Below are 21,152 nucleotides of genomic sequence, written 5' to 3' on the forward strand. Positions count from 1 at the left end.
ATTTCTGCGTCATCCGTTCTTGCCTCGATACCCTGCGAAAACAGGGCCACAACATGCTCGCAGTGCTACAGCGCGCATTTGTCGGCGCGCCTATCCCATCAGTTGCATAGCGGCTGAATAGTTACAATTTCTCCAGGCATATTGCGAAAATAGCCCCGGTTTTGGCCATCCCAAATTCGGTTTCAGTATCGCTCCGCGTTATGGGTCCCGCGTCAGAAATTGTCGATGCGCCGCCGATTTATGCAACATTCAATCCGTATGAGCAATTTCATAACTGTTGGTATTTATGCTACTATTCGGCAATACGAACGGTCGACTCTGGGCCTTCTTCCTCTGCGTCGGAGTGCGGCGATACTTGTTTAATTCATTGTATGGAGAAAGCATGAGCTTGCAAGATCTGGTCAGCGAACGTCAGCATGACCGCTTGTTGCGTTTGTTTTTCTAAATGAGCATGGTCCATCGTCCCAACTTCTCTTCAGCCGCGTCGATGTATTCGAGGGGCTTTCGCGTCCGTTCGCGTTCACGGTGGCACTTCTACCTGATGCCCCCCGATATCGCACTGAAGGAGCTGCAGAGGCAGATGAAGTGGGTCGAGCAGGTTCGACGGAACAGCACCCGGCGCAGCCTGGGCGGTTCGATGAATATCAATAAGGGGCAGTCATGGACATAATGGTGACCTCCAGCCACCTGCTGGCCGACTTGACCACATCGCTCGATGTGGAAGGGCGCGAACACTTGGTCATTGTCGTTAAATCGAGCTGGCAGATACCCCGTCGCGGTGCGCGGCCGCGACCAATCGCGCCACAGCCGCTGGAAGCGGGCGACGTCTTCTTTGCCGATCCCGGTACCAGCCCGATGAAGTACGGCAGTGACTTGGTGCGTTACAAACCGCGTTGCGACATCCTGTTCGACGCGCAGGCTCACGCGCCGGCAGGAGCACCAGTGACCGAACTGGTGGCCGGTTTCAAGGTGGGCACCCTGCAAAAAGGGGTGAAGGTAATCGGGCCACGCAAATGGCGCGTCCGGCTCGGCATGGCCAGCCTGACCAAGCCGGACCCGTTTGTCAGCATGCCGCTGCATTTTGGCTTTGCCTTCGGCGGAACGCGCACCTATCAAAAGGGCAGAGGCGATAAGGTGCAGACATTGACCGAAACCCTGGCCAGCAATCCTGTCGGCTTGGGCTGGATGGGTCCGAACACCGGGGCGGAGCTGCATGACCTGCCTGCCCCCAGCCTGGAACTGTTAGACGACCCGGTCAGGTCCCCCACCGGCAAACACCGGCCGGCGGCGTTTTCCGCCGTGGCGCGCAACTGGCCGGTCAGAAGACAGTACGCAGGCACCTATGACGCGCATTGGCAGCAGCAGACGTTTCCGTTTCTGCCCGAGGACTTCGATGAACAGTTTCACCAGTGTGCACCGGCGGACCAGCAAATACCCTACCCGAAGGGTGGTGAAGAAGTGGTCCTGCTCAACCTGATGGCTGGGCACGAAATCGTGCGCTTCAAGCTACCGGCCCTGGACAAGCTGCAGATCCGCGTGCTGAGGAAGGATTACAGCGTTGCAACGCCGGTACCGGTGGTTGATACATTGTATTTTGAGCCGGATAGCGAACGCTTCACGGCCGTGTGGCGTGCCAGCGTACCTGTGTTGCGCCGCATTCAGGAGTTCGATACCGTGGCGATCGGGCCCATCGACCTTCAGTGGTGGAGCAACAAGATCCTCGGTGTGGATGGCAATGGCTGCACCGGTTGCGACAGCAGAAAGGAAGCTGCATGATGACGTTCTTCAATACGCGCGCGGCTGCGGATCGCCAGGAACCGGTGCGCCTGGCGATCCGCGCGGCCGGCCTGTGCTGCGCCGTTGGATACCACCTGCGCGCTGCCAGCTGCGCGCTGCGAGCGCACATGGACCATTTCCAGGAGAGCGAATTTCGCACCAGCAATTTCGACCCGATCATCGTGGCCCGGCTGCCCGACGATATGTATGGCCACGAGCGGCTGCAGCGCTGGGTCAGCCATGCGGTGCGCGATTGCGCCCAAGGCATGCGGGAGCCGCAATCCTTGCTGGACCCGGCGCGCACTGCGGTCGTGGTTCTGGCGCCGGATCCCACGCGTACACACACGGGCGATGGCTTTCATGCCGCGCTGGTTGCCAACGCGCTGCATCAGCTGCGCGCAGCCGAAGAAGCGGGCGCGGCACCTGACGCGGACGCGGACGCACGCATTGTCAAGGTGATTGCCAGCGGCCGGGCCGGCCTCGGTAACGCTTTGGAGCAGGCCATGCGCCTGCTGGGCGATCAGGCGGTCGAGCAAGTGCTGCTGATTGGTGTGGACAGCTATCTGAATGCGGCCGACGTGAACGCCATGCTGCGCGCCGAGCGCCTGCTGGTCAAAGGTAACAGCAATGGCTTTCTTCCTGGCGAAGCGGCCGCAGCGCTGCTGCTGACCCTTGCAACGCCTGATGCCCGCGGCGTTTTCATCGAAGGAATTGGCCATGCAGACGAAGCGGGTCGGCCCGATGGCAGCGTGCCGAGCCGCGCGGTCGGTCTGACCGAGGCCCTACGCGCCGCTTGCGGGCAGGCCCGGGTTGCGCCGGCGGACCTCGATTTCCGGCTCAGCGACCAGAATGGCGAACAATTTTTCGCGCGCGAATCGGCCAATGCCGTGACGCGCATCATGTTTGGCGCGCAGCAGCTGGTGCACCTGACCCTGGCCGACAAAATCGGCGAAGTGGGGGCTGCCACCGGTGTTGCCATGCTGGCCTGGCTGTCGCATGAGATGCCGCACAACGACCACAGCCCCGGCGACCTGGGCGTACTACATTTGGCCAATGACGGCGGGGACCGCTGCGCTGTCGTCGTTCGCCACACCGGAGAGAACTAGATGGAAACACATGTCTACGCAAACGAAAATGAAGTGTGCTCCAAGGCAGCCGATGGTAAATCTACTGCCGGCCCCGATCCTTGCTGGAGTCCTCCCGCACCGACTGCCGGCCCGGTCGTCGTCCCCTATACCAACACAGCGTTTGCCAAGGAACTGAGCAACGGTTCCAGCACCGTTTTCGTGTGCGGCACGCCGGTCGCATTGCGCGATAAATCCTATCTTGCCAACAGCGTTGGCGATGAACCGGCCACGCGCAACCTGGGCATGGGGGTATCGAGCCACGATATCAAGGGCGATGCCTATTTCATTGACTGGTCACCAAATGTCAAAGTGGAAGGCCTGAATGTCTGCCGCCACAACGATCCAATGACGCATAACCACGGGTAACAGGAATGCAGACGCCGGCCAATTCCCCAACCACTATCTATCTCGATACCTTCAACAAACATTCTGCGTGCGCGGACGACGAGAAACTAGTCAGGGACAAGTGTAAGCCAGAACCGGAACAATCTGAAGAAGACAAAAAGAAGGGCAAGCCAAAGCCAGAGAGAAAGGGGATTGGCGGAAAACTGGCCACGGCCGCGAAAGCGCTTGATGATGCCGGCAAGCTGGCCGCCGGCTACAAGCGAGACCCCGGCAGCAAGACTGCTTTTGATGGCAACGGCTGGATGGATGACCATTGCACGGGCCAGTGGATTTCCCCGATCCACAGCGCTGACCCGGAGTTTGAAAAGAATCTCACTGAGATGCTCGAAAACATCGAGGACAAAAAATTGCGCCTGATGTTGGACGGCTTCGACGAACTGTTGGAAGTCGCGGTTGCAAAGGCCGGCCCCAAGGCGCAGGAAATAGCCTCCGATTTCGTGTTCTGGTCCGGTGTGAAGGCAGGAGTCGGCGTGCTCACTGCGGAGACCTTGCTGGGACCTTACCTGATGGGCGCGTGGACTGTCACTGACTTGTTTCTTACAGCTAAAAAGCTGGCGGAAATAGCCGGCGACAAGGGCAAGGCCGCATTGGACGCCTTGGAAAAAACCAAAAATATCGGCGACAAGGCCAAGGATATTCTCGACAGCTACAAAAAAGAACCGCATCGCGCCCATGCGGATGCCATGAGCCTGATGGCGCAACTCGATACGTGCCTGCGAGCCCGCAAATGCCTGCTGGTGCCCTTCAAGAACGCGGATAGCGACGGCGGTACGGATAAAGAAGAAAGCGCCAAGCGCACGGCGGCCAGCGGCAAGAAAACCACGGTAACAAACAGTAAGGCCAAGTCGCAGGCAAAACACGGGCTTGGGTGCTGCCCTGGCCAGACCGGCCATCATATTCTCCCGAATGCAATGGTGGAAGGCGCCGGCTGCGACGGGTACGACTACGACAATGCGCCGACCATGTGTATGGAAGGCGCCAATAACGCTGCGCTTCATGGCAGCCACGGTATGGCGCACAACAACCTGAAGGTGGCCATGTTCGACTATACGAAAAAAACCGGCAAAAGCAAGCTATCCTATGTCGACGCCAGGAAGCATGCGATCGATGCAGTGCAGATGGCCGGCGCGATCCAGTGCGACCGGAAATGCCTGGAAGCCCAGCTCGATGCGCACTACAAGTGCGATGGCAAGGAATTGAATGCCAATGCAGGCGTCGGCGGTGGCACGAAGAAAACGCCACCACCCGTGAACGACCAAGACAACGGATAGGACGAATATGCAGATGACACTGAAAGAATATGCCGCCAACCTCAGCACATTTTATGTCTATGGATGTGTGGTGCGCGACCGGACGCGTTTTGGCTTTATTGCCGATCGCTGGTATACCGATGAAGAAGTCGAGGAAGAAGAGAAAAGCCGCAGTAGCCGGGACCGTCGCGACAAGCACTTGGTTACGTTTTTCCGTAATGGCGACCCAGGCAAGCAGTGGGGGTGGACCCTGCTGGAAGACTGGGCAACCGTGTACATCGGCGCGGCGACCAAGCCGCAGAGCCAGTTCATTGCCCTGGAAATGGAAGACTCCTCGGCCTATGTGATCGGCAGCGGTGTCAGCTACATGGATACCCCGGTCGAAGATTGCAAGGGCAATCCCCTGCGCGGGGGGATACGCCGCACCAAGATGATCGAAGGCTACGCCTATGTTTGCGGGGGCGTCAGGTCGGTCGGCAAGCGGCTTGGCAAGGGCGAATGGTTTTCGCACTCGCAGGCCATTCCAGAACTGGCGGATTGGAGTGAGGGCGGCTTCGATGACATCGCCGGATTCAACGAAAACGATCTGTATGCAGTTGGCGGCAAGGGCGACGTCTGGCACTACAACGGCAAGACGTGGCAGCAGGTGTCGTTCCCGACCAATATCTGGACCAGGACAGTCTGCTGCGGCGGCGATGGCAATGTCTATATCTCGTGCTACGAGGGATTGACTTTCATGGGGCGTGAAAACCGCTGGAAGAAAATCTATGACGGCGGCATCAGCCTCGGGTTCAAGGACATGGTCTGGCACGAAGGCAAAGTCTGGTGCACCAACGACAACGGGGTATGGACGATCGAGAACGGCAAGCTGGCACGGGCCAGCGGCCTGCCCTCGGACATCTACGTATGTTCCGGTAGCCTGTCGGTCAACGACGGCGTGATGCTGATGGCTGGCCTGGGCGGCGCTGCATTTATGGAAAACGGCCAGTGGCACAACCTGTTCCTGCGCGGCGAAATGGAAATGGCCGTGCGCAAGTCGAACGCGCCGTGAGCGGCGCGACCAGCGCTGCCGCCATGGAGCAGGCGCCGTGCCGGCTGGACCACTAACGTATTCCCGCTAAACCCACCTTGAGCTTGACGATTCAATGACGACTGATCCAGTCCCTTTCCCGATTATTGCGCCGCTGGTGCGCCGCCATGCGGAAGATGCCGTCTTCTATTGGTCGCAGCATGACGGCTCGGCGAGTTCACCGCACCTGACCCTGGCCGAGCTGGGGCGCTTCAGCGCAATGCTCGCTGCACACCTCGAAGGGCTGGAAGTGGCAGGCCCTGAGGGTTGGGGCCTGGCCCTGGCCGCGCTGGAGCGCTGGAAGAAGCCCGGCGAAGCATTTGTCTGCGCCTGCCTGGCCCTGCAAGCGGGCAACGCGGCGCAGCTCGATGAATTGCTGGCACATGTGCGCGCCCGTCCCGATGAATTGCTGCGCGGCGTGATCAGTGCGTTCGGCTGGGTGCCGCATGCGCAAGCGGTTGCCATCATTTATGCGTGGAGCGCGCCCACCAGCGATCCCATTCGTCAAACTGTGGCCTTGCGTGCCACCGCCTTGCTGGGCGCTGCCGCCACGGCCTCCCTGGCGCAGCCACTGGCGTTGTTCCTGAACAGTCCCGACGAGCATGTACGCGCGGCTGCCTGTCGTGTTGCCGCTGTCGCCAGTGCGGGCGACAGCCTGCACAATGCAGCCCTGCGCGCCGGCCTGCAGGATCCATGTCTGGCTGCGCGGGCTGAAGCGGCGATCGCGCTTGGCGGTCGTCCGCCCCTTCGGGCAAGCCACGATGCCGACGACGCAATTGTGGCGGCCGAAACTCTCTGGCAATGCGTGATTGTCCAGGTCAAACTGCACAACGCGACAACCGGCTGGTACCGCAAACAAGCCCTGCGCCGCCTGCAGCGCTGGGTGCAGTTGCTGGCTATACTGATACCAATCGGCAATCCCAACCTGGCCGCACTGATCAATTTCATGCCGGCTCGGGTGGCCCTGCGCTTCATTGCCTACCATGGCGACAGTGCGCACTTGCCTTACGTGATCGCCCAGATGCGCGACCCGGCCACTGCGCGCTACGCTGGCTGGGTATGGCAAACGATCACCGGGGTTGACCTGCGCGCCAGCGCGCTGGTCCTACCAGAACCGCATGCCGGTTCCGACACCCCGGAGCTTGGCGATGCCCGCGAGGATGCCGATCTGGGCCTGCCTGTGCCTGACGCCGACGCCATTGCTGGCCATTCCAGCGTTCCGCTGGCAGAAGGTCAGCAATATCTGCAGGGGCAAGTGCTCAACCCTATGCGCGCCCTGTCCCTACTGAAGCACGCCGTGCAAGCCGAGCGCGGTATCGCGGCCCAATATCTGCTCGCGCTCCCTCCCGGTGAGTCAGGCGCTCCGCACGCCCGGCTTTCGATACGCGCTGCTGCACCATTGCAAATCCGCTCTGCGAACAAGCTACGCGACCAGTTTGCGCAAAGCGGTATTGGCGCATGAAGACCGCGCGCGAGCCGTGGCACTATGCCGACATGCTGGCCCAACGCCTGCGGTAAGGGAGGCGCTGCTATTCATTCTGATCGGCGCGGAACAATGGCGCGCACGCTGCCGCGACATGCGCCCGCATTTTGATGCCCAGGTGTCCCAAGCCGAACCCATATCGTTAGGAGTGAAGAGGGGAAACGGAAAAAATAGCACGCTAAGGCGGGTGAGGCTGACGTCGAGGGTCCGGTTTCGCCTGAGGCCAATGTGTCCGTTGCCGCCCCATAGCAGAGAGACCTTAATGCGGTGCACCGCTGTCAGTGCCTACAAATCTGAGCGCTGCATCTACTTCTCCAGCTAGTGCAAGCTTAACGGCCAAATCCCACTGTTCTTGTACTGCCGGGTCCGCAGGGCCCCTGTCGGCGAGCAATGACATTCCACTCAATAGGGTGGCAATCTCATCAGCGCCGGAAAGCTTAAGTTCTTCTTCTAAGAAAGCAAACATGGCAAGGTAATGTCGGCCATCAATGACGTTTTTGACCGTCTCAAGCGCGGCGACGTGCCGTCGCGTGTCGTGCTCGACTTCGGCGCCTGAGGTCGATGGCGTCCTCGTCGCTTCTTCCGTGCGGCTTGACCAAGGCCAGAACCGCAACGACGCGCCGGCAGGTCGGCCCACAGCGACCCGCCAACCGATGGCCGGGCGCGACCGCCGGCCCGCCATTGGCCAATGGCCAATGGCCAAAGCGTACCCGTGTCGACGCCCCGGTGCGGCACGGCGCTGCGGTCCCGCACCGGGTCGTCTCCGAATGCGCGGAGCTCAGCGCCGCGTCAGTACGCCCGCCAGCTCGCTGGCCTTGCCCGATACGAGGCAGTGCAGCGGGTTGCCGGGTTTCGGATCAAGTTTCACTTTGCCGCTATTCTTTTGCACGGCGATCATGGTGGCGACGCAGAAGTTTGGCCCGGCAATGCCAGCGGTATATGCGGCGAAATTGGCCTTGTTATTGGTGGCGCTGGTGCAGTTGGCGCTCAGGTTGGTGATGGTGTCGTCCTGGGCCAGTTCGGCGCCTTTCTTGAAAGCGTCGGCCGAACACGTCCCGCCACGAATCACGAGGCCGTCGGTGGCCATGGCGTGGCCCGCCGCCATCACGCACAGTGCAAATGCCAGCGTGCGCTTGTCGAAAAAAGCAGGCATGCGCGCATTTTCTCCAAAAGTATGTTGAGCTTGAATGTCCTGGTGTTTGGTATTCATGATATTCCTCGATGTGATGAAAAGCCCCGTGAAAAGCGGAGGCGGGAGGCCCAAGGGCCGTGTCGATGCGACGGTAGAACTCTTGCAATGAGACTCTCAGAATTTCTGCGTTACAGCGCGCATTCCTGTCGCCGGAGCGGCGGCAAGCGGACGCTCTTCCAGCACGGCAGCGCATCAGGTAAGGTTCCATTGGTGCATGACCGCGATCAGTTTGGAACCATAGTCGGGGTCCGTCGCATAGCCCAGTTGATGCAATCGCTCAGCCCAGACAAGCGGGTCGCTCGAATCGAACAGCGTGTGGTAGCGCGGGTTGGCGGTCAAGAACGTCGCGTGCGCATCGAGCGACTGCTGAAAGCTGTCGTAGGCCGCGAAGTGGCATTCCTTGCGTTCGGAAACGCCGTTGACTACTTCGTGCGTCCAGATCGTCACGTACCGCTGCTGCGGACGCGACTTGATGCCGAACAGGTTGTAGCTATAGACCCCGCTGTTGATGTCAGTCGGCACGCTGCGTCCATAGCTCGATTCGAGGATGGCTTGCGCCGTCGTCAGCGCAGCCGGGACGCGGGTCGTGGCTTGACTGGCGCGGGCGTCCGCATGGATTGCCGTGACAAATGAGATTTTCAAGGCGTGCTCGGTGGCCGCACCACATATGCCATCTGGCGCGACACCCAGCAGCGACTGGAGTTGCGTTACTTCGGCGCCGCGGCTGCCTGGATGCAAACCGGCAGCCAGGCGTCCGATGGTCGACCAGCATGGCGTGGCGCCGGGTTCGGGCGCCACAGGGTTGATTGCACTATTGATCATGGAATGCTCCTTGTGAGTCGAAAAGTACGCCGCTGCCGCCAGCGCATTGCGAAAAGAGGGCGGCGCGGACGCGTCGCGGTCAACTACAATATCGCCGCCAGTGATGGAACCAGTTTGGCGATCACCAGCGCGGACTCCCCCAGGGACGTAATCCTCGTACCGAGCTCAGCCTGCTGCATATTGTGTCTGGTGGCTTCCTCGAGGAGGCCAATCAAGTCCGCATGGGCGGCCGTCCCGCCACCGTCGGGAATGGCATCGGCAATGTCGTCCACGGACAGGGATGCGACGTTTTTCAAGTGGCTGTCGTTGTCGAACGCCGCTTGATCCTGGAGTGAACTGGCCTCCCGGGCATCTTGGACATCGTCGTTATCGCTCATGCGTTGCTCCTAATGTGCAGTGTTAAGCTGCATTAACATCTCGAATTGACGGACGATGTGCGACACGTCGTTTCGTCCGCTGGCTATTTCCTTGTGGGCGTCCTGATGCAGGGTGTCGATCTTTTCGGACACGTCGGCGAGCGATCTGGACGTCTCTGCCTGCCAGGCCGCGGGCACGATGTTCTTCAGCGTCTTGTCCTGTTCATGTTTCAGCTTCACGAGCGAGGATAAATAGGCGGTGACAGCGATATTTGCCCGCAGCATATGGTCGTACGACTCGGTGATCCTGGTGGTGAGGAGCTTTTGCTGTTCGCGTATCGGCGCGAGATTTTTCTTGCGAAATTCTTCGATGTTGTTTCGAACGACAATCAAATAGGCCTTGAGAGAATCAAGGTCGGCCTGGCGGTTCTGGTCGACACCCACCGGACTTGCCGGTCGGCCGGTCGCGGTGGCGCTGTGCGGGGATTGTTTCCAGGTGGCGTTGAGTTGATGGGGCGCATACACGTCGTCGACGAAACGGTTGGCGTCGGCCTCGACCCTGGCGTAATACAGCTCGACCAGTTTCAGATGGGCGCGCCGCGTCTGCGCCAGGTCTTGTCCCAATGCGGTGGACAATTGCACCGATTGCGTGGGGACCTCGGCACAGCCGGCGAGCGATATCGTCAACAACAGAATCAGCGACAATTTCATGCAACCTCCACGTATCAAAAAGCCACCCGCACACTTACGAATTCTTGAGGACAGTACGTATTTTCTGTATTGCCGCCTGCACTTTGGCCGGATCGCCGCTGGCGTCGCGCAGGTCCGGCAGGATGTTCTCGACGGCCGCCCGCGTCTCGGCCTGTGTCGCCGTCATCTTTGCCTGCGCCTGGTCGCTGCCATCACCGCGGATCGCGGCCAGCATGACTTCGACGATGCGTTGCAGGATCGATTCGACGGCTTCCGCGGCGTACCCTCCCAGTATGGCCAGCACGCCTGAAGAACTGAGCGCGATGCCCGGGATCGACGCCAGCGCTTGTTTCAATGCCGGGCCCAGCGCCGTCGCCAGGATCACGCCGCCGATCACCCCCGTAATGAAGCGCGCGATGTAGACCGCGTTATACCTGGGATCGTAGGAACGCTTGACCAGGTAAGGTTGCGTTTTGACCAGCACATAGAACGCCGCGCCCAAGGCCGCGCCGGAAAAAATGTGCAAGGCCAACAAGACCATGCCGTCGAAGCCGGCGCCGCTCATGGCTGCGTCCAGCGCCGTCCCGGCCGCGGCGTTGTCGGCCGTGGCCAGTAAATGCGCGCTTGTCATGAACGTCAGCGCGCAGACGACGGCCACCAGCGCCGCGCTCTTGACCACCAGCGGTACTCCTCCCATCAGCCGGTGCTTGCCAGGCGACGGTTCCGACACCGCCAGCGTGAGCGCGGTGGCGGGGGCGATCAAGGCCGACAGGTCCTGGTGCACCATCAGCAGCAGCACTTGCGCATTGACGGGCCCTGGCGTCGCCTGGCCGGCGTCGCCGCCCCCGGCGTCGGCTGCTTCGGACCATGGCGCCACCAAGGCCTCGGCCACGTCGGACACCGGCGCCATGCGTCTGGCCACCAGGATGGCGTCGAGCTTCGCGATATCGTTGACCAGTTGCTGGGCGAGCGTCATGCCGTTCTTGCCGGCATAGCGCAACATGCGCCGGCAGTCGCACACCAGGTCTGGCGTGGCGAGACTGGCCGTGTCCGTATTTGCGTCCGGAAACGGGTCCGGCAGCGCCTGCGGGAGCGTTGTTCCGGTGTCCTGCTGAAGGCCGCTGTCGGTCGTCATGATCGATCCTTGTGGGAAGGGCGGGTGCGGCGCCGCCAGTTGAAGTCAGGTCCAACGATAGCTTGTCCGGCGCGCCGCCATCAGTATCGGAAGGTAACTGTTACGGTAGCGCGGCGCCTGGCGCAACATCCATGCTCAGACCGTACGCAGTCGATCACCGGAAAAGTGAGCCTGCAATTCACAACACACGGCGAGCGCGAGTTGTTCCTGTAACAGCACCGTGCACGCCGCCTGGCGATCAAACTGCCTGGACCACGTGATACTGCCATTGCACAGGTCGAGCAGACGAAAGCTGGCGCGCATCAGGTCGTTCTCGAAACGCACGCTGCCTTCGATGCGGTAGTGCCGCCGCGGACCTGACGCGGCGTGCGGGGCGCCTGTGCCGGGTATCGACTGTACGAACGTGTCGTGCTGGACAACGCTGCTGCCAAATTGCTGGTACATGCGGTCGCACAGCTCCTCGCTCAGCCCGAGAGAAAAGTAGCGCGCCGATGGGTCGGTCGCGATCGACTGTACGGGGCCGATTGCAATCGTGTAGCATGCTTCGCCCGACCCGGCGTGGCGCCCGGCGCGCGCGATTGTTGGAGCAAAGCTGCCGAGCGGCACCGAAAAAATCACGTCGGCATGGACGCTTTCCATTGCGTAGTACGTTTGCAAGCGCTTGCGCAAGCGGCCCATTTGCACCCGCACGATGGGGTCCTCGGCGGGATCGTAGCGCGCCGGATCGCGGTCGAAAACCTCGATCCCGATAATCATTTCCTTGAAGCTCTGCGCCGGACACGCCATGCGGCGCTCGACCAGAAACCGCAGCAGGCGGCGCATGCGATGGGCCTTGGCGAATGGCGCGCTGGCCAATAGCCGGCCCAGCGCGGCGGTCACTTCCGCGCCCTTGATGGGGCGCTCCATGACCTCGGGCACCTCGTCGTCAAGCGTGAACAAGGGCGCGCCTGGCGCCAGCGCGTGCTGGATAATGTGCTCGCTGATGATCGCTTCCATGGGTGCCTGCTTTCATGTTAAGGAGATGGCTGGTGCGGAACGGCGCTGTCTGGTGTCGTTTGCAGAGCAACAATACCGCGCGGCATCCTTATCAACGACCACGCCCGATATCACCCGATCACACCGTATAACGGCCTGCCGTGAGGGGACGCGATCGCGTTGCCGCGTCGTCAAACTGGTCCGCCGCCAGCGCGTGTCGTCGCGGGTCCGGCCCGGCATCGGGAATGCCGGCCAGATCGAGCAGCAACAATTGCCGCTGTAACTGTGCGGAGTCGGCGATACGGCCTTGCGCGTTCTTGTGTGTGGCCTGGCGCAGAAGCGCGCCCAGCGGATGACCCTCCAGTTGCACCGGTATGGGGATCGGCTCGTCGCTGAGTTGCCGTTCAATAACGCGCCGCATGCTGCGGCCGGACACGATGGACTGGCCACTCAGGCATTCGAGCAGCACCAGGCCCCACGCATAGATGTCGACACTCGGGCTCGGGATAGCGCCGCGTAATTGTTCCGGTGCACTGTAGGCCGGCGAGCATGCGGTGCGTGCGTCGCGCTGCCGGAAGGGATCGACCGGAAGCTGGACTGCGCTACCGAAGTCAATGATTTTTGCGCGCTGTAGTGCCGGCGTGACCGGATCAGCCGGCAGCAACATGATGTTGTGCGGCTTGATGTCGCAATGGACCACGCCTTGCGCGTGCAGATAGACGAGTGCCGCCAGCACCTGGGTCATGATCGACACGGCAGAGCGGCCATCCATGCCACCCCGCAGCAACAGGCGCTCGCGCAGCGTCTCGCCGGGCACATAGTCGAACACGGCGAACACCTGGCCATCGGCGCTCTCGCCCCAATCGTGCAAACCGGCCAGGTTGGGGTGGCACAGCGTGCCGCACAGGGTGATTTCGTGGCGCAGTTGCCGGATTTGCTGCAGTGGCGTGGCGCCGTTCCGCGATGGGCAGGCCGGTACGGGCGGGTTGATCAATTTGATGGCCACCGTTTCCAGCGTCTCGAGCCGCACGGCCTTGAACACGGAGCCGTAGCCGCCACGGCCGAGCAAGCTGACGACCCGGTAGCGATGACGCGCACTGTCCAATGTGGTGATTTGCAGGCGGCGCTCGCTTGGACTCAACTTTTCCGATATCGGTGCCGTTAAAAATATTGACTGTACGAGTGCGCACGCCGCCGCTCAATCACGCAGACCAAGCGTCGCCAGGCGCGGATAAGCAGGTGTGTGCGGCCGATGGCAGGGTGGCATGGGACAAGCGCCGCGCCAGCGCATCAGCGCGCATGGGGACCTGGATGCGGCTGCGGGGAATGGCGCTCAGTGCGGGGCATGACGCAACAACATGCACGATAGCGGACAAGTGGCCTCGATCCGGCAGCGCTATGGGCAGTCGCTCGGCGTGCGCAGGAAAGGGGCGGCCATGTCAGGGCGCGGCGCGGGCGTGCGCGGCGGGCTCCGCATGCGTCCTGCCGGGATCGAAGACCGCTTCCGAGCGGGCTCCCAGGCGTATCTCGAATGCGAAATTTCCAAATCGCAGTTCGCCACGGCGGCGTTCGATGAAATTGACGAGTGTCGGGTTCCCGCTCACGGCCTCGCTGATCTGGTGCCGGGCGCGGTGCAGCTGCATGTTGAGGTGCTTGGGGTCGATGCGCAGCATATCGGCCAATTGTCCGGCGCCGAGCCAGCCCTGGCTGTAGCGGTCGAAACCGCGCTGCGCGTCGAACACGCGTTGCCGCGCCAGGATCAACAGGCCGTAATGGTGGCTGCGCTCGCCCAGATCGACGAGCGAGGGGCCGAGCGCGACCCGCAATTGCACATGCTCTTCGTTCTGGCTGACGATGAAGGTGAACTTGATGGCGCCCCCCCTGGTGTCGCGCAGCGCGGCGAGGGGCGCAGTCGCCTCGATCAGCATGGCGGCGACATAGTGCCAGATCTGCTGATTGACGCACAAGGTATCGCCATCGTTGAGCAGATGGCAGCCGTCGGCGTCTTCATGCAGCCATTGGCCATGTTGATCCTGATAAACTGCCGCTTCGGGAACATGCTGGTCCGGCAATAAATGCAGGCCCGTCAGTGCGATGGGCGGCTGGGCTGGATCGGACGGCAGCAAGAGCGGGAGCGGCGGATCGAGATCGAGCACGCGCCACTGGCTGGCGGCGCTGGCGAAGCGAATCGTGTCGCCGGGCGCCAGCACGTGCCGGGCGTGCGCGCCGATGGCTTGCCCATTGATGTAAGTGCCGTTGCGGCTGTGATCGCACAACAGCCAACTGCTGCCATCCCAGCGTATCGACGCGTGGATTTGCGAGGCGTCCGCGCCGTCGACCGGGGTGTCGACCCTGTTTCGATTACGCCCAAATAGATGCAGGGAGCGTAAATGGAGGCGCTCCTGGGTGTGTTGACCTTGTAGTTTAGCCATGCCCGGTTCTGTGAAAGCAATTTGACATCAAGCAAGTCAAATTGCCAAATCAAATTACTGCGCAAGTCACTATGCACGCATAGCCGCAGCGCCAGTTCACTTAGCAATCTGCAAAACTCCCCGGCGGAATCGACCGACGCATTACGCAACTTTGCAATATTGATTATATCTCCGAGGCGATGATCCGATGCCAAGTATTCATCGTTGGCCCTTGTGTATCCCGCGTGCGCCGGGCGCACGGGCACGGTGCAGGGCGACGATCGGCGCCGGCGTGCGGCATGTATCATGCGCGGCGTTACCTTAGTGATACTTATCTTTTTTCACGCCAAATCGTATCGTGGGTTGCGCGCGGGCCGCCATGGCCCTGGCGCCACACCGCGGCCGCTGTGCGCAGCCGCTTCATTCCGCCAGTAATGATCCTTCATCCACGAGGAGTTTTCCATGCCTGTTACCACCAGTTCCAACGATGTCATTCTCGCCGGCCACGGCAGTTATGAAGGGGGCGCCGACAATTTCGTGATGCCTGCCAACGTGGATTTTTACTTGTTGCAGCCCGTGGGAACGGGTTTGACCGATGGCCCGGTGCTGGCGCTGGTCGGCTGCAAGCCGATCGACCGGCTGGTGCTGAGGACCTCGGTCACGGCGGTCTCGGACTTGCAGCCGATGGGCATGCCGAAGATCTTCAGGGCAGGGGAAAGGGCGCCCAACCTGGTCTTGTATGATCTGGGCAGCTTGAAATCAACGGTACAGGCCGCCATACCACGGGGTGCGAGCAACGTCGTCATGGTCGCCAAGGATACCAAACTGCAAGATTTGCTCAAAAGCGATGCGGTGCAGAAAGTTATCAAGGCCAATACGGCGAAACAGACAGGCGCCAGGACGCGTGTTTTTTGGGCGGCGTGCGCCAATCAGGACAGCAATCCCGATGCCGGCCCGTTTGTATGGAGTAACGCTAACGCCGTGGCCCACGCGGCAGTCGCTTACGTCAAGAGCCTGAAGGACACTGCGCCCAATTATGACAATGCGCTCAAGGCGGCCGGTGCGGCGCTGGACGCGGCAAAAAAGGATCCGTTTGACACTGCCGCGGCGGTCAAGGCGGCCAAGGTCTTCGATGCGGCGACGGCGGCGGTGTTGAAAGCGCTGTAAAGTCATCCCTGGCGCACCTTGCGCCAGGCAGGCGGCAGGGCAGGCCGGCAGCCTGCCCGGCATGGCGCGCTACGCCTGCTGTGTGCGGATCGAGTAGCCCCAGTTCTCGCCGACGAAGTCGACGGCATTGAACATATTGAGCTGGTTGTCCAGCGGTGAAGCGCGTATCACGACGATGTCCTGCTGGGCGATGAGCGCTCCGTTGTGGCTCGCTACCAGCTTGAAGCCGTTGAGGTAAATGTCGGTGTCGTTGCCATACTCTTGCCACTGCGATTCGGAGGGCGCTAGCGTGAATTGCTTGATGCCAGCCTGATTGTTCGGGTTGTCACTGCTGCGGATCAGCAGTGTGACCGCCAGTGCGTAGTCGCTTCGATTGGTGAACAGCTTTCTTCCCGCCATGATTTCTCTCCTTTATTGTCGTTGTTGGTTCGGGCCGGCGCTTATGCGCCGTCTGTGCACGCATCGATCATGCTTTGCTTGATCCACAAGCTCGGGTCATTGCAATTGATCGAAAAATTGGCGCGACCTTCGGTGCCGTCGTCGTGCACCACGCGCATCTGGTACGGGTGCTCATTGGCAGCACCCTGGCCGAGGATGATATCGCGGATCGGGCGTTCCAGCCGAACAGTCGCCTTTGGCGTGTCGGGCTCGAGCAGCACCACCTTGTTGCCGGCGAATGTCAGGGCGATTTCGAGCAGTTCCGGATGGTCCTTGAAGACGGCGGGCACCGTATTGATCTTGAAATCGGCGGCATAGGTGTTGCTGGTGGAGACATCCAGAATGTCATCGAGGAAGCTGGTCCGATTGCCCGCCGCCAGGCGGCCGTCGAAGTCGATCCGGTCGGCATACCTGCCGGCCGACAGTTCGATGTCGACCCAGCCGCGAAACAGCGTCTTCTCGGGGGCTTCGCTGCAGATCGCCGCCCACAGGGCGCGGAACTGGGTCAGGTTCAAGTCGAGCGTATTGCTCAATCCCCGCGCCAGATTGACGTCGGCCTGCCGCTGCACCGTCAGATTGCCGCTCTCGCTGCTGGCTTCACTATTCGGCAGGTACTGGCTGAACGTCTTTTTGACATCGTGGCCATCCTCGATATTGATCATCTGCACCGTGAGCCCCAGCCGCTCCCGCAGCGCGCGCGCCGCATCGTCGATCCTGGTGCGGTCGACCACGGGATTGCCGAAGTAGCGGAAGATGGCGCGGGTTTGATCGATCGAGGTCGCATCGTCGGGCACGGAAAACTGCAGCAGCGAGACGGTGGCTGCGCCGCTCGGGCCGCGCGCGAATTCAAACCGGTCGGGCAGGAAAAACACGTGCGTGTGCTCGCGGTTGTCCTGGTAATAGTTATACGCCCGTCCATTCCAGCTCACTTGCCACTGCACGTAGCCGGGCAGCGGCGGCACGCCCACCGAGGCGCTGTAGACGCAGGCCAGCAGCAGGTACTGGTGCGCAAAATCGGGGTCGGTGTCGCTGGCCATCTGAAAATAGCTTGACGCCGAGTCGAATGGAATACCGCCGAACTGGTTCAGCAAACCCGTTCGCAGCGTGTCGTTCGCCCAATTGTGCTCGATGAAAGCGCTGCTTTGCGGCGCGGCCAGGAGCACGGTTTGCTGCACTTCGATGGCCACGTTCGGCGTGGCGTCGAACAGGGCGGCGCGCACCAAGTCGCGCTGTGCACCGGCCAGTTGCACCGATAAGCGCAGCATGGCGCCCTGCGCCGTCGCGCGCAGCGGGAAGCGCACCGCGCTGGCCGCCAGCACCAGCGTGAACGCGGTGCCGTCCATGAGCGGCGCCACGCCATTGCGCTCGCCGGCGAAGTCGTCGGGCATGCCGGCCTCAAGAAACAGGGTCAGCGTGCCATCCGCGTCCAGGCTGGTCGCAAAGGCCTCGTGGCCGCCCTGTTGTTGCGCGGCCGGACGGTAGCGTGGCAGGTAGAAGCTGGCGCCGGCCGCGCCGCTCAGCGTGGCGGGCGCGGTCAGGTCGGCCGACAGATTGGTCAGCGCGGCGCCGAGATCGGTTTTCGCCACGCGTCCCCGTTGTACCGTGATCGATGAAATGGTTAACATGTGTGCTCGCTCCTTTAGTTGAGTACGGATTGCGGAAAATGGCACGCGGCGCCAACCGGCGGCGCCGCATCGCACTGGCGGCCCGCGCGCTGCGCCGCACGGCCGGTGCAGCCGCTTGCTTGGAATACATCGGCATCGGGTGGCGGGCTGAGCGAGATCTGCCATCCGGGCGGCGCCCGCTCACCGACGGAAAACGTGATCATGTTGTGGAACCTGGTACCCGCATCGCGCTGCGCGAGCGGCGCGCTGAGGGCGCCGTAGACAGCCAGGTCCAACCCGCGCCCGGCGGCCACGGCGAGCACCTGCTGGCGCACCCAGGCGTCGCCGCCGGCCAGGTCGGCGGCAAACGCGAGCAGTGAGAACTCCGCTTCCCGCCCGTCCGGCAAGACCGAGTAACTGAAGCCGTACTGGGCTTGCGGCAAGGCGTCCGTACTGCGCCCGCGCCGGAAATCGAAGCGCCCCACCAGCGCGGCCAGTGCATCGCGCCAGTGTGCCAGGCTGGCTTGCGCGAGCAGCGCGCGCAAGCAGTCCAGGCTCAGCTCGCGGCTACCCAATTCGAAGTAGAATTCGCAGCGCTGCGAGCCGGGCGCCGCGCCCAGCATGACCAGGCGCGCGCGCGGCGCCGCCGCCAGCGGCGCCGGCCCCAGATAGGACCGCAGCAAGGTCATGGCGGCCTCGTGCGCAGCGGCTGGCACTTCCGCATAAATCTTGTAGCGGGTAGGCTCGGCCTCGCGCTGCGGTACCGGCTGGCGCGCCGCCAGCCACGCGCCCCAGGCCAGCGTGGCATCGCGCTGCAAGGCCGGGAAGCGGCGCGCCACGCCATCCCAGCCCGCATCGACGCCAAGTTCCGTCAGCAAGGCATCGACGATGGCGAGCCGTGATCCCGGCGCGCTGGCGCAGCCGCCCACTTCCATGGTGTAGCGCAAGTCGCGGCACGCCGTGCTGAAACCAAATTCCAGCGGCGCGTCATGCTGGTTCAGCCAGGCTCCCGCCCATGCGCCGCCGCCGCAGGCCGCGTCGGCGGCCCCTGTGACGCGCGCGAATTCGCGCCCCGCGCCGGGGTCGCGCGCGGCAATGATGGCGTGCGCCCGTGCCACGCCGGCGTGCAAGGGGCGGGGCGCCGCCAGGCTCGTCATGAGAGCGCACCGGTGGCGGCGCGGATCGTCGCGGTCTGGCCGCCCTTGACCGTGCCGCGTACCGTGGCGCCCGACGCGTAAAGGATGTCGTACTGCGCTTCGAGCGCGCTCTTTTGCGCGACAGCCTTCATCACCGGAATGATGCGCGGGACTCTCTTCTGTCCGGCGTCCAGCGAAAACTGGTCTTCCCATGCGGCCTCGCCATCGGTATACGTCAAGGTGACATCGACGCTGTCGTCCTCGAAACGGGCGGTGAAATACACCGGAACATGTTCGGCGTATTGATCGAACACGGTGATATGTTTGTCCTGCATCGGCAGCGGCCCGTAGGAGTGCAGCGTTTTGTTGCCCTTGGACAGTTCGACCCGGTAGCTGACCGCTTCGGCGCGGAACCTGGCGTCGCTGCGGATGCGCAACACTTGCGGCGCTTCCTTCCCTTTCTGGATGACGACGCGCTTGTCGCCATTCCATTTTTTGCTCGACAGGATGACCAGCGCCTGGTCGGCGTCGTCCCAGACGAAATCGTCGCGCAGGTCGATGTTAATGGTCAGGAATTCCGCCACCGACTCCGCCATGGCGGCGACCACGCCCGTTTCGCTGACGCCGGTCAAGGTGTATTGGTAGGTATCGCTGTCCCAGCCGGCGTCGGGCGCGAAAACGAAGTCGGCGCGGTATTCGACCCCGGGGCTGCCCTTGGCGTCGTATTGGAACGGCAATGGATTGGTCCCGCTGGTCTGGCCGCCATTGATGCTCAGGCTGTATGACGCCTGCTTGTCCTTCGGGCTGCCGGCCGGATAGCGCGCCTGCACGTTCAGCGTTTGCAGGCCCAGCCTGGCCTGGCTGTCGGCGCCCGGGACCGACAGCGCGACGTTGTAGCGTCGTCCGAACGGGTCCTGGGCCCGGTTCAGCGCGGTGATGTGCTCGTCGGCCTGCTCGTCCGGCCCCAGCCCGACCAGCGCCTGCGGCAACACGACCATGGTGGTCGCGTTTTGTTCCGAGTACAGGAAGTCGATCGAGTTGACCTGGCTGCCGTGGTAGTAGGATGCGCGGATATTCACTTTCGGTATCATCAGGGTCGCCGCCTTGACGATTTCCTTGACGGCCTCCGCCGCCTGCTCGCTCTTTTCCGGGCTGTCGGCTTCGCCCGCCGTGTCTTGTTCGACCTTGTCGGCGGCCGCCACCTCGGTCGCCTTCGAGCGCTGCACGGCTTCGTCGACCTTCGGTTCGTCTTTCAGGGGACTCCAGGCATTCGGGTCGTTGCCGAGCTGGACTTCAAAAAAGTTCTTGAGCACGTAGTCGAGCAAGAGCTGGCGCGCCCACTTCAGGCCTTCGAGCTCGGCTTCGCCTTTGCCGGTGTAGTTCACGACCTCGATCTTCAGGTCGGTGTTTTGCATGATCTTCTGCCAGCGGGCATTGATGCCGATGTCGAGCACCAAGGCTTCGAGCGGAATCTGGGTGCCGATGCTGGCCTGGAAATCCTGGATCGTCTTCTTGAACTCGCCCGTGACCTTGAACGACACGGATGGCCGCATGGCAAGAAATTCCAGGCGGTACACTGCGGCGATGTACTGGCCCTTGCTCTCCAGCGCCGCTTTCATGGCCGCCGCCAGCTTGCCTTCCTTGCTGAACGTGACCCCGCACACGGCGGCGTTGTCGCCCACCAGCGAGGAGGAGCCGGCTCGCCACACCCGTTGCTCCGCGCTCTGATAGACCACGGTGTCGTCCTTGCCGACATCGGCAGCCTGCGCCGCCATCGGCCCGAGCACGGAAAAATTGACGCTGCCGGTTTGGTAGGGCACGGTGGAGAGGCGGATGCTGGCGCGATCCGTTCCCGCTGGCACGTCCAGCTGCGCCCTGATCTTGTCCAGCGTGGCTTGGGGCACGCTGGTGTTGACCTCGAAATTGAGGAAACCGACGCCATCGGTGTCGTTTTCCGAGTCGGTGTACCAGAAGTACGACAGCACGCTCTTGCCGGCCCGCCGCGCCAGGGTGATCGTGCCCGGGATATACCAGAACTGGGTCGGCGAGGCGTGGTCCGGGTAGACGTCGACGCCGTCGACGGTGAGCTTGTTTTTGTCAATGTAAATCATGCGCT

19 protein-coding genes are annotated in these 21,152 nt (G+C 62.2%); 7 read left to right on the plus strand and 12 right to left on the minus strand.

Annotation, left to right across the window (positions count from 1 at the left end):
• Window positions 1-660: 660 nt before the first annotated feature.
• The 6 genes from F2P45_RS29675 to F2P45_RS29700 all read left to right on the plus strand — a co-directional run bounded on the left by F2P45_RS29675 (window position 661) and on the right by F2P45_RS29700 (window position 7,089).
• Window positions 661-1,776, plus strand: coding sequence for a DUF2169 family type VI secretion system accessory protein (locus tag F2P45_RS29675; RefSeq protein ID WP_166881823.1), 1,116 nt, complete (start codon window positions 661-663; stop codon window positions 1,774-1,776).
• The gene (locus F2P45_RS29680) at window positions 1,773-2,882 is read left to right on the plus strand and encodes a hypothetical protein (RefSeq protein WP_166881824.1); all 1,110 of its coding nucleotides are present in this window, start codon (window positions 1,773-1,775) and stop codon (window positions 2,880-2,882) included. The genes F2P45_RS29675 and F2P45_RS29680 overlap by 4 nt, the downstream gene beginning before the upstream one ends.
• On the plus strand, window positions 2,883-3,269 hold the full coding sequence (locus F2P45_RS29685) for a DUF4150 domain-containing protein (protein ID WP_166881825.1): 387 nt from the start codon (window positions 2,883-2,885) through the stop codon (window positions 3,267-3,269).
• Between the two features lie 5 nt (window positions 3,270-3,274).
• Window positions 3,275-4,579, plus strand: a complete 1,305-nt coding sequence (locus F2P45_RS29690) for an HNH/endonuclease VII fold toxin-2 domain-containing protein (RefSeq protein WP_166881826.1) — start codon at window positions 3,275-3,277, stop codon at window positions 4,577-4,579.
• Between the two features lie 7 nt (window positions 4,580-4,586).
• Window positions 4,587-5,609: a beta propeller repeat protein gene (locus tag F2P45_RS29695; RefSeq protein WP_166881827.1), complete on the plus strand. Its 1,023-nt coding sequence runs from the start codon at window positions 4,587-4,589 to the stop codon at window positions 5,607-5,609.
• Between the two features lie 94 nt (window positions 5,610-5,703).
• The gene (locus F2P45_RS29700; RefSeq protein ID WP_166881828.1) at window positions 5,704-7,089 is read left to right on the plus strand and encodes a hypothetical protein; all 1,386 of its coding nucleotides are present in this window, start codon (window positions 5,704-5,706) and stop codon (window positions 7,087-7,089) included.
• 799 nt (window positions 7,090-7,888) lie between these two features.
• On the opposite strand, the gene F2P45_RS29705 is transcribed toward F2P45_RS29700, so the two are convergent.
• The 8 genes from F2P45_RS29705 to F2P45_RS29740 form a co-directional block, all read right to left on the minus strand.
• The gene (locus tag F2P45_RS29705; protein ID WP_166881829.1) at window positions 7,889-8,263 is read right to left on the minus strand and encodes a hypothetical protein; all 375 of its coding nucleotides are present in this window, start codon (window positions 8,261-8,263) and stop codon (window positions 7,889-7,891) included.
• A gap of 231 nt (window positions 8,264-8,494) precedes the next feature.
• A complete protein-coding gene (locus F2P45_RS29710; protein WP_166881830.1) occupies window positions 8,495-9,124 on the minus strand; it encodes a glycoside hydrolase family 73 protein in 630 nt (209 codons plus the stop codon).
• 83 nt (window positions 9,125-9,207) lie between these two features.
• A complete protein-coding gene (locus tag F2P45_RS29715; protein WP_166881831.1) occupies window positions 9,208-9,501 on the minus strand; it encodes a hypothetical protein in 294 nt (97 codons plus the stop codon).
• A gap of 9 nt (window positions 9,502-9,510) precedes the next feature.
• Window positions 9,511-10,191 (minus strand): hypothetical protein, encoded by a 681-nt coding sequence (locus F2P45_RS29720; RefSeq protein WP_166881832.1) that lies wholly within the window; start codon window positions 10,189-10,191, stop codon window positions 9,511-9,513.
• 34 nt (window positions 10,192-10,225) lie between these two features.
• Window positions 10,226-11,305, minus strand: a complete 1,080-nt coding sequence (locus tag F2P45_RS29725) for a hypothetical protein (RefSeq protein WP_166881833.1) — start codon at window positions 11,303-11,305, stop codon at window positions 10,226-10,228.
• 135 nt (window positions 11,306-11,440) lie between these two features.
• Window positions 11,441-12,301: a hypothetical protein gene (locus F2P45_RS29730; RefSeq protein ID WP_166881834.1), complete on the minus strand. Its 861-nt coding sequence runs from the start codon at window positions 12,299-12,301 to the stop codon at window positions 11,441-11,443.
• A 118-nt stretch (window positions 12,302-12,419) separates the two neighbouring features.
• Entirely contained in the window at window positions 12,420-13,421 is a 1,002-nt protein-coding gene (locus F2P45_RS29735) for a serine/threonine-protein kinase (protein ID WP_166881835.1), read from the minus strand.
• 298 nt (window positions 13,422-13,719) lie between these two features.
• Entirely contained in the window at window positions 13,720-14,712 is a 993-nt protein-coding gene (locus F2P45_RS29740) for an FHA domain-containing protein (protein WP_166881836.1), read from the minus strand.
• Window positions 14,713-15,153: 441 nt separating this feature from the next.
• On the opposite strand from F2P45_RS29740, the gene F2P45_RS29745 reads away from it, so the two are divergent.
• Window positions 15,154-15,858: a putative adhesin gene (locus tag F2P45_RS29745; RefSeq protein WP_166881837.1), complete on the plus strand. Its 705-nt coding sequence runs from the start codon at window positions 15,154-15,156 to the stop codon at window positions 15,856-15,858.
• Window positions 15,859-15,927: 69 nt separating this feature from the next.
• Here F2P45_RS29745 and F2P45_RS29750 read toward each other — a convergent pair whose 3' ends face one another.
• From F2P45_RS29750 to F2P45_RS29765, 4 genes are read right to left on the minus strand one after another with little or no spacing between them, the layout of a single operon-like run.
• Entirely contained in the window at window positions 15,928-16,257 is a 330-nt protein-coding gene (locus F2P45_RS29750) for a hypothetical protein (RefSeq protein ID WP_166881838.1), read from the minus strand.
• Between the two features lie 41 nt (window positions 16,258-16,298).
• Window positions 16,299-17,921, minus strand: coding sequence for a hypothetical protein (locus F2P45_RS29755; RefSeq protein WP_166881839.1), 1,623 nt, complete (start codon window positions 17,919-17,921; stop codon window positions 16,299-16,301).
• 14 nt (window positions 17,922-17,935) lie between these two features.
• The gene (locus F2P45_RS29760) at window positions 17,936-19,057 is read right to left on the minus strand and encodes a hypothetical protein (protein ID WP_166881840.1); all 1,122 of its coding nucleotides are present in this window, start codon (window positions 19,055-19,057) and stop codon (window positions 17,936-17,938) included.
• Window positions 19,054-21,147 (minus strand): hypothetical protein, encoded by a 2,094-nt coding sequence (locus tag F2P45_RS29765; protein WP_166881841.1) that lies wholly within the window; start codon window positions 21,145-21,147, stop codon window positions 19,054-19,056. Before F2P45_RS29765 ends, F2P45_RS29760 begins: the two co-directional genes overlap by 4 nt.
• Window positions 21,148-21,152: the final 5 nt, after the last annotated feature.

Origin of the sequence: Massilia mucilaginosa (genome assembly GCF_011682145.1) — a bacterium.
GTDB classification, from domain to species: Bacteria; Pseudomonadota; Gammaproteobacteria; order Burkholderiales; family Burkholderiaceae_D; genus Telluria_A; species Telluria_A mucilaginosa.